Origin of the sequence: Pelagerythrobacter marensis, from assembly GCF_001028625.1 — a bacterium.
Taxonomy (GTDB): Bacteria; Pseudomonadota; Alphaproteobacteria; order Sphingomonadales; family Sphingomonadaceae; genus Pelagerythrobacter; species Pelagerythrobacter marensis.
In genome coordinates this window covers 1,043,121-1,056,132 of record NZ_CP011805.1, presented here as the reverse complement: position 1 = coordinate 1,056,132, position 13,012 = coordinate 1,043,121, and the positions used below count along the sequence as shown (strand labels likewise).

At 62.9% G+C, this 13,012-nt stretch carries 12 protein-coding genes; all 12 read left to right on the top strand.

Features of this window, described 5'->3' with window-relative positions:
* Positions 1–13 precede the first annotated feature (13 nt).
* The 12 genes from AM2010_RS05105 to AM2010_RS05055 all read left to right on the top strand — a co-directional run bounded on the left by AM2010_RS05105 (position 14) and on the right by AM2010_RS05055 (position 13,008).
* Positions 14–712, top strand: coding sequence for a CDP-alcohol phosphatidyltransferase family protein (locus AM2010_RS05105; RefSeq protein ID WP_047806161.1), 699 nt, complete (start codon positions 14–16; stop codon positions 710–712).
* Between the two features lie 76 nt (positions 713–788).
* Positions 789–2,141: a glutathione-disulfide reductase gene (gene gor, locus AM2010_RS05100; RefSeq protein WP_047807708.1), complete on the top strand. Its 1,353-nt coding sequence runs from the start codon at positions 789–791 to the stop codon at positions 2,139–2,141.
* Positions 2,142–2,252: 111 nt separating this feature from the next.
* A complete protein-coding gene (locus AM2010_RS05095; protein ID WP_047806160.1) occupies positions 2,253–3,785 on the top strand; it encodes an acyl-CoA carboxylase subunit beta in 1,533 nt (510 codons plus the stop codon).
* A gap of 6 nt (positions 3,786–3,791) precedes the next feature.
* A complete protein-coding gene (locus AM2010_RS14155; protein WP_058350895.1) occupies positions 3,792–4,268 on the top strand; it encodes a hypothetical protein in 477 nt (158 codons plus the stop codon).
* A complete protein-coding gene (mce, locus tag AM2010_RS05090) occupies positions 4,265–4,705 on the top strand; it encodes a methylmalonyl-CoA epimerase (protein ID WP_047806159.1) in 441 nt (146 codons plus the stop codon). Before AM2010_RS14155 ends, mce begins: the two co-directional genes overlap by 4 nt.
* Positions 4,706–4,790: 85 nt before the next feature.
* Positions 4,791–5,576 carry an enoyl-CoA hydratase-related protein gene (locus AM2010_RS05085; RefSeq protein WP_047806158.1) on the top strand — a complete coding sequence of 262 codons (786 nt, stop codon included), beginning with the start codon at positions 4,791–4,793 and terminating at the stop codon, positions 5,574–5,576.
* A gap of 49 nt (positions 5,577–5,625) precedes the next feature.
* The gene (scpA, locus tag AM2010_RS05080) at positions 5,626–7,779 is read left to right on the top strand and encodes a methylmalonyl-CoA mutase (RefSeq protein WP_047806157.1); all 2,154 of its coding nucleotides are present in this window, start codon (positions 5,626–5,628) and stop codon (positions 7,777–7,779) included.
* Positions 7,776–8,237 carry a DMT family transporter gene (locus AM2010_RS05075; RefSeq protein WP_236699408.1) on the top strand — a complete coding sequence of 154 codons (462 nt, stop codon included), beginning with the start codon at positions 7,776–7,778 and terminating at the stop codon, positions 8,235–8,237. The genes scpA and AM2010_RS05075 overlap by 4 nt, the downstream gene beginning before the upstream one ends.
* Positions 8,234–9,253 (top strand): biotin synthase BioB, encoded by a 1,020-nt coding sequence (gene bioB, locus AM2010_RS05070; RefSeq protein ID WP_201784033.1) that lies wholly within the window; start codon positions 8,234–8,236, stop codon positions 9,251–9,253. The genes AM2010_RS05075 and bioB overlap by 4 nt, the downstream gene beginning before the upstream one ends.
* 17 nt (positions 9,254–9,270) lie before the next feature.
* On the top strand, positions 9,271–10,560 hold the full coding sequence (locus tag AM2010_RS05065) for an O-acetylhomoserine aminocarboxypropyltransferase (RefSeq protein ID WP_047806156.1): 1,290 nt from the start codon (positions 9,271–9,273) through the stop codon (positions 10,558–10,560).
* Positions 10,560–10,931, top strand: coding sequence for a lysozyme inhibitor LprI family protein (locus AM2010_RS05060; protein ID WP_244881993.1), 372 nt, complete (start codon positions 10,560–10,562; stop codon positions 10,929–10,931). The genes AM2010_RS05065 and AM2010_RS05060 overlap by 1 nt, the downstream gene beginning before the upstream one ends.
* Positions 10,932–10,953: 22 nt before the next feature.
* Entirely contained in the window at positions 10,954–13,008 is a 2,055-nt protein-coding gene (locus AM2010_RS05055; RefSeq protein ID WP_047806154.1) for an acetyl-CoA carboxylase biotin carboxylase subunit, read from the top strand.
* Positions 13,009–13,012 lie beyond the last annotated feature (4 nt).

Below are 13,012 nucleotides of genomic sequence, written 5' to 3'. Positions count from 1 at the left end.
GGAGAGATTGGCGATGGAACAGTTCCCCCGGGGCACAGCCGCACCGATCGAGCGCATTCAGGATAACCTGATCGCCCGCGTCGAGCGGCGGGCGCTCAACCGTTTGTGCGCCGCCATGCCCGGCTGGGTTACCCCCGACATGCTGACGTTCACGGGCATGTTCGGTGCCCTGCTGGTGTTCGCCGGCTATCTGGCGAGCAATCTGGACGCAGGCTGGCTGTGGCTGTCGATCGGTGGATACGTGGTCCACTGGTTCGGCGATTCGCTGGACGGAAGCCTGGCCCGTTTCCGCAAGATCGAACGGCCGCGCTATGGCTACTTCCTCGATCACAGCTGCGACGGTTTCGCGACTATGCTGGTCGTCGTGGGCATCGGCCTCAGTTCTTATGTCGAGATGGAAGTCGCCCTGATCGCGCTGGTCGGATATCTGCTGATGTCGATCCATGCGTTCCTGTCGGTGCGCGTGCTTGGCGAACTGAGGCTGTCCTACCTCAATGCAGGGCCGACGGAGCTGCGCCTGATCCTGATCGCCCTGACGCTGGCGATGTTCATTGCCGGGCCGGAGCGCCCGATCGTCTGGCAGCTCAATATCTTTGACCTGTTTGTCGGCGGCGTCGGGCTGCTGCTGATCGCGCTGTTCGCGGCGCAAACAGCCTCCACCGCGCGCCGCCTGGCGAAAGAGGAACCACCGGCCCACCGCCGCCGCGACTGACCCGTTCGCAAGCGGCATGGTTGGCAAGCGGCGTCATGCCCGCCATATCGCGCATCCAACCAAGGAGCGCGCGCGCATGGCGGATCAGTACGACTACGACCTATTCACCATCGGTGCCGGATCGGGCGGCGTCCGGGCCAGCCGCGTTGCGGCCTCGCACGGCGCAAGGGTGGCCGTGGCGGAAGAACACCGTGTCGGCGGAACATGCGTCATTCGCGGCTGCGTGCCCAAGAAGATGCTCGTTTACGGCGCCCATTTTGCCGAGGATCTGGAAGATGCAAAGGCTTTCGGGTGGACGATCGATAATCCGAAATTCGACTGGGCGACATTGCGCGACAACGTGCTTCGCGACGTCGATCGCCTGAACGGCCTTTATACCGAAACGCTCGATAACCACGGGGTTGAGGTGATCAACGAGCGCGCCGAACTGGTGGGACCGCACGAGATCGCGCTTTCCGGCGGGCGCACGGTGACGGCAAAGCATATCCTGATCGCCAGCGGTGCGCGGCCCCACGTCCCCGATTGCGAGGGACATGAACTGGGCATCACCAGCAACGAGGCATTTCACCTCGAAACAATGCCGCGCCGCATCCTGATCGCCGGGGGCGGCTATATCGCCAATGAATTTGCTGGCATCTTCAACGAATTCGGCAGCCAGGTCACGATCATTAACCGCAGCGACCAGTTGCTGCGCGGTTATGACGAGGCGCTGCGCGACCGCCTGCTGCAAATCAGCATGATGAAGGGCATCGACTTCCGCTTCCATGCCGAGTTTCGCGGCATTGCGAAGAACGGCGATGGCACCCTCACGGTATCGATGACCAATCACGACGATATGGTGGTCGATTGCGTGCTGTTCGCGACCGGGCGTGTCCCCAATACCGAGGGGCTGGGGCTTGAGAAGGCGGGCGTTGAAACCGGCGACAAGGGCGAAATCCGGGTCGATCGCTTCAGCAAGACCAGCGTCGAACACATCTATGCCGTCGGCGATGTGACCGATCGCGTGCAGTTGACCCCGGTTGCAATCCGCGAAGGGCAAGCCTTTGCCGATACCGTTTTCGGGGGCGGCGATCCGGTTGCGGTCGATCACGATTGCATACCCAGCGCCGTGTTCAGCCATCCTCCGCTGGCGGCAGTGGGCTTGACCGAGGGCGAAGCGCGTAACAAGTTCGGTTCCGTCCGGGTGTTTCAGTCGGACTTCCGCCCGATGAAGAACGTCCTCGCCGGCCGTAACGAGCGCAGCCTCTACAAGATGGTGTGCGACGAGGATTCGGGCCGCATCCTCGGCATTCACATGATCGGGCCGGAAGCGGCGGAAATCATGCAGGCGGCAGCGGTGGCGGTGAAGGCAGGGCTGACCAAGGCGGATTTTGACGCAACGGTCGCGATTCATCCGACGATGGCGGAGGAACTGGTTCTGCTGCGCTGATCCGGGCCGGGTGCGGGGCGCACGGGCGATCAGCCGCAAGATTGCATGAAAGATTGACGCTCGCGCGCACCGCCCGCTAGGCCCCGCCTCAAGATAACAGCAGGGGTGCCGATGTCAGCCAATATCGCCGAAATGGAACGCCGCCGCGAAGCCGCCCGCATGGGCGGCGGGCAAAAGCGCATCGATGCGCAACACGCCAAGGGGAAACTCACCGCTCGCGAACGGCTCGATATTCTGCTCGACGAAGGCAGCTTCGAAGAACTCGACACGTATGTCGAGCATGACTGCGTCGATTTCGGGATGGAGGACCAGCGCATTCCCGGCGATGGTGTGGTCACCGGCAGCGGCACGATCAACGGCCGCCTGGTCTATGTCTTCAGCCAGGATTTTACCGTCTTCGGCGGAAGCCTGTCGAAACGCCATGCGGAGAAGATCTGCAAGGTGATGGACACCGCGATGAAGGTTGGCGCGCCGGTCATCGGCCTCAACGACAGCGGCGGCGCGCGTATTCAGGAAGGCGTCGCCTCATTGGGCGGCTATGCCGAGGTGTTCCAGCGCAATGTGCTGGCGAGCGGCGTCATCCCCCAGATCAGCCTGATCATGGGGCCGTGCGCGGGCGGGGCGGTCTATTCCCCCGCGATGACCGACTTCATCTTCATGGTGAAGGATTCCAGCTACATGTTCGTCACCGGGCCGGACGTGGTGAAGACGGTGACCAACGAGGTCGTAACGCAGGAGGAACTGGGCGGCGCGGTAACGCATACGACCAAGACCAGCGTGGCCGATCTCGCGTTCGAGAACGACATCGAGACCCTGCTGCAGACGCGCAATTTCTTCGATTATCTGCCGCTTTCGAACCGCGAGGACGTGCCCGAACGTCCGACGGCCGATCCGTGGGACCGGGAGGAGCCTTCGCTCGATACGCTGATCCCCGACAATGCCAATCAGCCTTACGACATGCACGAAGTCATCCGTAAGGTTCTGGACGAAGGCGATTTCTTCGAAATTCAGCCGGCCCATGCCGGCAATATCCTGTGCGGTTTCGGCCGGGTGGAAGGGCGCACGGTGGGTGTTGTTGCCAACCAGCCGATGGTGCTCGCCGGGGTGCTGGACATCAATTCAAGCAAGAAAGCCGCGCGCTTCGTCCGCTTCTGCGATGCCTTCGATATTCCGATCCTCACATTCGTCGACGTACCCGGCTTCCTGCCCGGCACGAGCCAGGAACTGGGCGGGATCATCAAACACGGCGCGAAACTGCTGTTCGCCTATGCCGAGGCGACCGTGCCGAAGATCACCGTCATCACCCGCAAGGCCTATGGCGGCGCCTACGACGTGATGGCTTCAAAGCACTTGCGCGGCGATTTGAACTACGCCTGGCCCACGGCGGAAATTGCGGTGATGGGCGCGAAGGGCGCGGTCGAAATCATCTTCCGCCAGGACCGCGACGATCCCGACAAGATTGCCGAGAAGACCAAGGAATACGAAGACCGCTTCGCCAACCCCTTCGTCGCAGCAAGCCGCGGCTATATCGACGAAGTGATCCACCCGCACTCGACCCGCCGTCGGGTGGCGCTCGGCCTACGCAAACTGCGCGGCAAAGTGCTTGAGAACCCGTGGAAAAAGCACGATAATATTCCGTTGTGAGGTTATGTGAGCGAGGACCTTCCAGATTGGGTTCTTGAAGAGCGGAAGGGCATCGCTCGCGATGCGATCTCGCGGTTTTTCGACAGTTCGATCGCACTGTTGAAATGGGTTCTAACAAGCAGTGCTGTTTTCCATTCGGCGGCGTTGATAGCAGGTTTCAATTCCAAGGAATTCGCTCCCATCATGTTTGATGGTCCAGCGTGGGCCTTCTTCGCCGGTATCGGACTTACGCTGGGAAGCGGCATTTTGCTTTCAATTGGTGCAGCTGATTATGCTGGCAAATTAACCAATACCCTTTGGAGGGGTGAGGGTTTGGATACTGTCGAAAATGAGGCTTACGATCCAGAACCCAACGGTGTTTTCGTCACTGGCGCTGCCTTACTCGGTCTCTCAATTGCGGCTTTTATGGTTGGGATTGGGTTCGCGGCTTATGAAATCGGCCAAATACCTTCCAATGAAACGTTAGTAGAGAGTGTAAAATGAAACTCGGCCGTCTCAACCATATCGGCGTCGCGACGCCTTCGATCGCGGAATCGCTGCGCTATTATCGCGATGTCATGGGAGCGAGTATCACCCATGAGCCGTTCGACCTTGAGGAGCAGGGCGTGAAGGTCTGCTTCGTCGATACGCCGGGCGAAAGCGGCACCAATGGCACGCAGATCGAGCTGATCGAGCCGCTGGGCGAGCAATCGACGCTGACCGGCTTTCTCGCCAAGAACCCCGCCGGCGGGCAGCACCATGTCTGCTATGAGGTGGAAGACATCGAACAGGCCCGCGCCTGGTTCGAAGGGCTGGGCAAGCGCATCCTCGGCCCCACGCGGATCGGCGCGCATGGAACGCCGATCTTCTTTCTTCATCCCAAGGACATGATGGGCCAGCTCACGGAAATCATGGAAACGCCCAAGGGCCCCGGCCACTGATTTCCGGCGCGCGCCGTAACGGACTTGCGCAAGGCCCCTATCGCGGCCACTCTCGGTTGCGAAACGAAACGCTTGGGAGAGACGTGTGAGCTACGAAACCATTATCGTCGAGAGAGAAGGGCCGCTGCTTACGATCACGCTCAACCGGCCCGATCGGTTGAACGCGATGCCGCCGCAGATGGCGGACGAGATCGGTTCGGCTTTCTACGACCTCGACGATGCCCGTGCGGTCCTGATTACCGGCGCGGGGAAGGGCTTCTGTTCGGGCGCAGATCTGTCTGCGCGGGGAGAGGGCAGCGCGTTGCAGAACAAGGGTGGCAGTCATCGCGCGCTGCAGAACCACTATAATCCCGCGATCAACCAGGTGTTGCGCGCGCCGGTGCCCGTGGTCTGCGCGGTCAACGGCCCGGCGGCGGGCATTGGCTGTTCGCTGGCGCTGGCAGGCGATTTCGTGCTGGCAGGCAAGGGCGCCTATTTCCTTCAGGCTTTCGTCAATATCGGCCTGGTGCCCGATGGCGGCTCCACCTGGATGTTGTCGCGCGCGATTGGCCGTGCCCGCGCCACACGCATGATGATGCTGGGCGAGAAAATCGGCGCACAGCAGGCGGAAGACTGGGGCCTGATCTTCAAGGCAGTCGATGACGATGCGCTGATGGACGAGGCGCGGGCACTGGCAGAAAGGCTCGCGAATGGCCCGACCGTTGCCTACGCCACGATGAAGCGCAACATCGCCACCGCGCTCGACGGAGAGATTCATCAGGTCCTTCTGGCCGAGGCGGAAGGCCAGCGACAGGCGGCCGCCAGCAGCGACGCGATGGAAGGCGGCATGGCCTTCCTCCAGAAGCGCAAGCCGGTGTTCAAGGGCGAGTAAAGCGCGCTCTCCCTTCCCCTGTGCATACGATTGTGTTTAGGGGGAGCGCATGACCGACAAGCCGACTTATGACGACTGGAAACCCCTCGCCGACAAGGAAGTGAAGGGCCGGGACCTGACGTGGCACACGCCCGAGGGGATTGCCGTCAAGCCGCTCTACACCCGCGAGGACACTGCGGATCTCGACCCCGGTGTGCCGGGCATCGCGCCATTCACGCGCGGGCCCTATGCCTCGATGTACACCGGGCGCCCCTGGACCATCCGCCAGTATGCCGGTTTTTCGACCGCCGAGGAATCGAACGCCTTCTATCGCCGCAATCTGGCGGCGGGGCAGAAGGGTCTGTCCGTCGCCTTCGATCTCGCCACGCACCGCGGCTATGACAGCGATCACCCACGCGTCGTCGGCGATGTCGGCAAGGCGGGTGTCGCGATCGACACCGTGCGCGACATGGAAATCCTGTTCGACCAGATCCCGCTCGACACGATGAGCGTCAGCATGACGATGAACGGCGCGGTGATCCCCGTGCTGGCGTTCTACATTGTCGCGGCGGAACGGCAGGGCGTTGCCCAGGACAAGCTTTCGGGGACCATCCAGAACGACATCCTCAAGGAGTTCATGGTCCGCAACACCTATATCTATCCGCCCGAACCGAGCATGCGGATCGTTTCGGACATCATCGCATATACTTCGGCCAACATGCCGAAATTCAACAGCATTTCGATTTCGGGCTATCACATGCACGAAGCCGGGGCGACCGCGGTGCAGGAACTGGCCTTCACCATCGCCGACGGCAAGGAGTACGCCAAGCGCGCAATGGAAGCGGGCCTCGATATCGACGCCTTCGCGCCGCGCCTGTCCTTCTTCTGGGGCATCGGCATGAATTTCTTCATGGAAATCGCCAAGATGCGCGCCGGGCGCGCCCTGTGGCATGATGTGATGGAAGGGCTGGGGGCACAGAACCCGAAGTCCAAGATGCTGCGCACGCATTGCCAGACGTCGGGTGTCTCTCTGCAGGAGCAGGACCCTTACAACAACGTCATCCGCACCACGGTGGAAGCGATGGCTGCGGTACTGGGCGGCACGCAGTCGCTGCACACCAATGCGCTGGACGAGGCGATTGCGCTGCCGACCGACTTTTCCGCCCGCATTGCGCGCAACACGCAGCTCGTTCTCCAGGAAGAATCGGGCATTACGAATGTCGCCGATCCGCTGGGCGGCAGCTATTACATCGAAAGCCTCACCGCGGCGCTGGTCGAGCAGGCCGGCGCGCTGATCGACGAGATCGATGCGGCAGGCGGGATGACCGCCTACGTCGCCAGCGGCAAGCCCAAGGCTCAGATTGAGGAAGCCGCTGCGAGCAAGCAGGCGATGGTCGACCGGGGCGAAACCGTGATCGTGGGGGTTAACAAATACCGCCTTGCGGAAGAGGCGGAGATCGAAACGCTCGATATCGACAACCACAAAGTGCGGCAGAGCCAGATTGCGCGGATCGAGCGCGTTCGCGCCGAACGCGACAGCGACGCCTGCGATCGCGCGCTGGAAGCGCTGAGCCAGGGCGCCGAGACCGGCGCGAACCTGCTCGCGCTGGCGGTTGAGGCCGCGCGCCACGATGCCACGCTGGGCGAAATCTCCTCGGCGATGGAGCAGGCTTTCGGTCGATACGACACCATGCCCACCCCGGTGAAGGGCGTCTATTCGCGCGCTTATGCCGGTGATGAGCGCTACGAACAGGTCGTGCGCGGGGTGGACGCGGTTGCCCGCAGGCTGGGGCGCAAGCCGAAGGTCATGGTCGCCAAGATGGGGCAGGATGGCCACGATCGCGGGGCCAACGTGATCGCCAGCGCCTTTGCCGACATGGGTTTCGAAGTGCTCTCCGGCCCGCTGTTTCAGACCCCGAGCGAAACCGCCCGGATGGCGCTGGAAAACGATGTCGATGCCGTGGGGGCGAGCAGTCTGGCCGCCGGGCACAAGACCCTGATCCCCGAACTCATCGAACACCTGAAGGACGCCGGCCGCGCCGACATCAAGGTCGTCGCCGGAGGCGTTATTCCCGCCAAGGACTACGACTTCCTGCGCGATGCCGGGGTACAGGGCATTTTCGGCCCGGGCAGCAACGTCGTGGAATGCGCGGCGGACGTGCTGCGACTGCTGGGCCACAACATGCCGCCTGCCGGCGAGGATCTGGACGAGGCGGCGGAGTGAGCGCACCTTCGTCGAGCGCGTTCATTCCGATTGCGGCGATGATGTTCGCCGCCGGGCTGGGCATTCCTGTTTTCGCCGCACTCAACGCGGCGCTGGGGCAGCAACTGGGCGGGCCGATTGCAGCGACCGCCGTCACGTTCGCCATCGGCTTTGTCATCGCCAGCGCGATGTTGGCCTTCACCGGATTTCCCGCCGCCAGCACCTTCACTTTCGAACGGCCCTGGTTGTGGATCGGCGCCGTGGTGATGCTGTTCTACGCCACTTCGGTGGCCTATTCCGCGCCGCGTATCGGGCTGGGCAATGCGATCTTCTTCGTGCTGCTGGGCCAGATCGTCGCTGCGGCGATTATCGACCATTTCGGCCTGCTTGGCTCCATCCAGAGCGCGATTACTCCCAAGCGCGCGCTCGGGCTGGTGGTCATGGCATTCGGTCTTTACCTTGCCAGGAAACCCGCATGACTGAAATCCGCACCGACTGGACCCGCGAGGAAATCGCGGACCTGTTCGACCTTCCGTTCACCGAACTGCTCTTTCGCGCGGCGAGCGTCCACCGCCAGAACCATCCGCCGGAGCAGGTCCAGCTTTGCACGCTGCTGTCGATCAAGACCGGCGGCTGCCCGGAAGATTGCGGCTATTGTTCGCAGTCGGTGAAGGCCGACAGCGGGGTCGAAGCGACCAAGCTGATGGATGTGCGTGCCGTGCTGCAGACGGCGGCGCAGGCGAAGGATGCGGGCAGCCAGCGGTTCTGCATGGGCGCTGCCTGGCGCAATCCCAAGGACCGCGACATGCCCGCGATCGTCGAGATTGTGAAAGGCGTGCGCGCCATGGGGCTGGAAACCTGCATGACGCTGGGCATGCTGACGCCGAAACAGGCGGACATGCTCAAGGAGGCGGGCCTCGATTACTACAATCACAATGTCGACACGGGGCCGGAGTACTACGAGCGGGTGATCTCCAGCCGCAAGTATGAGGATCGGCTCGACACGCTGCAGAACGTGCGCGACGCGGGCATCAACGTGTGCAGCGGCGGGATCGTGGGCATGGGCGAAACGCGCAGCGATCGGGTGGGCTTCGTCCACACGCTCGCAACGCTCGAACGCCATCCCGAAAGCGTGCCGGTCAATGCGCTGGTGCCGGTCAAGGGCACGGTGCTGGGCGACATGCTGGCCGACACGCCGCTCGCCAAGATCGACGATATCGAATTCGTCCGCACCGTTGCGGTCGCGCGCATCACCATGCCGATGAGCATGGTGCGCCTGTCCGCCGGACGCGAGAGCATGAGCGAGGCGACGCAGGCGCTGTGCTTCCTCGCCGGGGCGAATTCGATCTTCACTGGCGACAAGCTGCTGACCGCGCCCAATGCGGGCGACGACACCGACGCTGCATTGTTCGCCAAGCTGGGCCTGACGGCGCTGCAGCAGGAAGAGCCGATGCGCGCGGCATCCTGCCAGAACGCCTGCGAACCGGCCGAATAGGAACGAGGGGAACGTCGATGACCGAACAGAAGCTGGAAACGCTGACGATACACGCAGGGCAGGAGCCCGATCCGACCACCAAGGCGCGGATCACGCCGATCTACCAGACGGCGAGCTACGTCTTCGACGATCCCGACCATGCCGCGCGGCTGTTCGGCCTGCAGGAATTCGGCAATATCTATTCGCGCATCATGAACCCGACCAATGATGCGCTGGAGAAGAAGATCGCAGCGCTCGAAGGCGGGGTCGGGGCGCTCGGCGTCGCTTCGGGCCACGCCGCGCAATTGATCGCGTTCCACACACTGATGGAGCCGGGCTGCAATATCGTGGCTGCGAACAAGCTGTACGGCGGCTCGCTCAACCAGCTTGGTGAAAGTTTCCGCAAGTTCGGTTGGGAAACCCGTTTCGTCGATGCCGACGATCCCGCCAATGTCGCTGCGGCTATCGATGACAAGACGCGCTGCGTGTTCATTGAAAGCCTCGCAAATCCCGGCGGCGTGGTGAGCGATATTGCAGCGATTGCCGAAGCTGCACATGCTGCCGGCGTCCCGCTGATGGTCGACAACACGTTGGCGACGCCGGCGCTGTGCCGTCCCTTCGATCACGGTGCCGACATTGTCGTCCATTCCTGCACCAAGTTCCTGAATGGCCACGGCAATGCCGTCGGCGGGCTGATCGTGGATTCGGGCAAGTTCGACTGGAAGGCGAGCGACAAGTTCCCCAGCCTGACCCAACCCAATGGCTCCTATCACGGCGTGGTGCTCGCCGATGCCCTCGAACCCATCGGGCCGATCGCTTTCATCACTGCATGCCGTGTCCTCGGTCTGCGCGATCTCGGCCCCGCCATGGCGCCGATGAACGCATTCCTCGCGCTGACAGGTATGGAGACGCTGGCGCTGCGCATGGAACGGCATTGCAGCAATGCGCTGGCGGTCGCGCGCTGGCTGCAGGATCATCCGAAGGTCGATTGGGTGTCCTACGCCGGGCTTGAGGGTGACCGTTACAAGCCCCTGGCCGACCGCTATCTGGGGGGGCACGGCGGCGCAGTTTTCACATTCGGGCTCAAGGGCGGGTTCAAAGCGGGCAAGGCGCTCGTCTCTGGCGTCGAGATGTTCAGCCACCTCGCCAATATTGGCGATACGCGCAGCCTCATTATCCATCCCGCGTCGACCACGCACAGCCAGCTTGGCGAAGACGAGCTCGCCGCCGCCGGGGCGGGGCCGGATGTCGTGCGCCTTTCGGTCGGTATCGAGCATGTCGATGACATCATCGCCGATCTCGAACAGGCACTGGCAGGGATCGCATGATGCTCGTCGCGGCATTGATGCTGATGCAGGGCGCAGCATCCGATTGCGAAGACCCGTACACGCAGACGGGGATGAACCGCTGCGCCGCGCTGGAGTATGAAGCGAGCGACACTGCACTGAACGCTCAGTGGAAGGTCACCGCCGCCGAAATGAAGCGCCGCGATACCCACGCCGTCGACGACGGCCGTCCCGGCTATTTCGACGCCCTGCTGGCCGCCCAGCGCGCATGGATCGCCTATCGGGACGCGCATTGCACCACCGTGGGGTACTATGCCCGCGGGGGCAGTCTGGAACCGCTGCTGGTTTCCACCTGCAAGACTGACCTGACCGAAGAGCGCACCCGTGCCCTGCGCGACTTGATAACCCAGTAAAGAACACATTACGGGACGAGAGATGTTCAAGAAAATCCTCATTGCCAATCGCGGCGAAATCGCCTGCCGGGTCATCAAGACCGCCCGGCGCATGGGTATCGCCACCGTGGCGGTCTATTCCGATGCCGACGCGCGGGCGCCGTTCGTGAAGATGGCTGACGAAGCGGTGCATATCGGCCCGGCGCAGGCATCAGAGAGCTATCTCGTGGCCGACAAGATCATCGCCGCCTGCAAGCAGACGGGGGCAGAGGCTGTGCACCCGGGCTATGGCTTCCTGTCGGAGCGTGCGAGCTTCGTCGAGGCGCTGGCCAAGGAAAACATCGCCTTCATCGGCCCGCCCGCCAAGGCGATCGCGGCGATGGGCGACAAGATCGAATCCAAGAAGATCGCCAGGGAAGCGGGGGTCAACACCGTCCCCGGTTCCGAGGATGCGATCGACACCACGGAAGAAGCGCTGAAGGTCTCCAACGACATCGGCTATCCGGTGATGATGAAAGCCAGCGCGGGTGGCGGCGGCAAGGGCATGCGGCTCGCGTGGAACGACAAGGATGTCGAGGAAGGGTTCGAGGCGACGAAGCGTGAAGGCCTCAATTCCTTCGGCGATGACCGCGTCTTCATCGAGAAGTTCATCGAGGACCCGCGCCATATCGAGATCCAGATCCTCGGCGACACGCATGGCAACGTGATCTACCTGAACGAGCGCGAATGCTCGATCCAGCGCCGCCACCAGAAGGTGGTCGAGGAAGCGCCGTCGCCCTTCGTGACGCCCAAGATGCGCAAGGCGATGGGCGAACAGTGCGTCGCGCTGTCGAAAGCGGTCGGCTATCACAGTGCGGGCACGGTCGAACTGATCGTCAGCGGCGCGGACAAGACGGGCGAGAGCTTCTACTTCCTCGAAATGAACACGCGGCTGCAGGTGGAGCACCCGGTTACCGAAGCGATCACCGGCGTCGACCTGGTCGAGCAGATGATCCGCGTCGCGGCGGGCGAGAAGCTGGCGATGACGCAGGACGATGTGAAGATCGACGGCTGGGCGATCGAGAACCGCGTCTATGCCGAAGATCCCTATCGCGGCTTCCTGCCCTCCACCGGGCGCCTGGTGCGCTATCAGCCGCCGGTCGAACCCTGGGCCGACGACGGGGAAGCGAACGGCCGCCGCGGCGTTGACGGCGTTCGCGTCGACGACGGCGTGTTCGAAGGCGGCGAAGTTTCGATGTTCTACGACCCGATGATCGCCAAGCTCGTCACCTGGGGCGAAACGCGCGACGAAGCGGCCGATCTGCAGATCGCCGCGCTCGATGCGTTCCGGATCGAAGGGCTCGGCCACAATGTCGATTTCCTCAGCGCGATCATGCAGCACGAACGCTTCCGTTCGGGCGAACTGACCACCGGCTTCATCGCCGAGGAATATCCCGAAGGTTTCGTCGGGGCCCCGGCTTCGGAGGATCTCAATCGCGTGCTGGCGGCAGTGGGGGGCATTGTCGCGACCGCCGATGCCGACCGCGCCCGGCGGATCGATCAGCAGCTCGACAATCAATTCTACGCACCGGGCGACTGGACTGTTCGCATTGGCGAGCGCGAAGAGAATTCGGCAACCTACGATGTGCGTCTGGTGGAAGATGCGATCACCGTCGATGGCGATCCCGTCGCGCTGGAGATGGAGTATACTCCCGGAGAGACGATGGTCGCCGTCGAATATGGCGACGCCGATGGCGGGGAGGGGGATGCGCTGACCCTGCAGCTGCGGCCGACACGCACCGGCTATGCCATCACGACGCGCGGCGCGACGCATCACCTGCGGATCTTGCAGACCCGCATTGCCGATCTCGCTTCGCACATGATCGAAAAGGAACCGCCTGACCTTTCGAAAATGCTGATCTGCCCGATGCCCGGCCTGCTGGTGAAGCTGCACGTGGCCGAGGGCGACGAGGTTCAGCCCGGACAGCCCCTGGCGACGGTCGAGGCAATGAAGATGGAAAACATCCTGCGCGCCGAGAAGCAGGCCACCGTCGGCAAGATCAACGCCGGTGAAGGCGACAGCCTCGCGGTGGACGAGGTTATCCTGGAACTGGAATAGGACG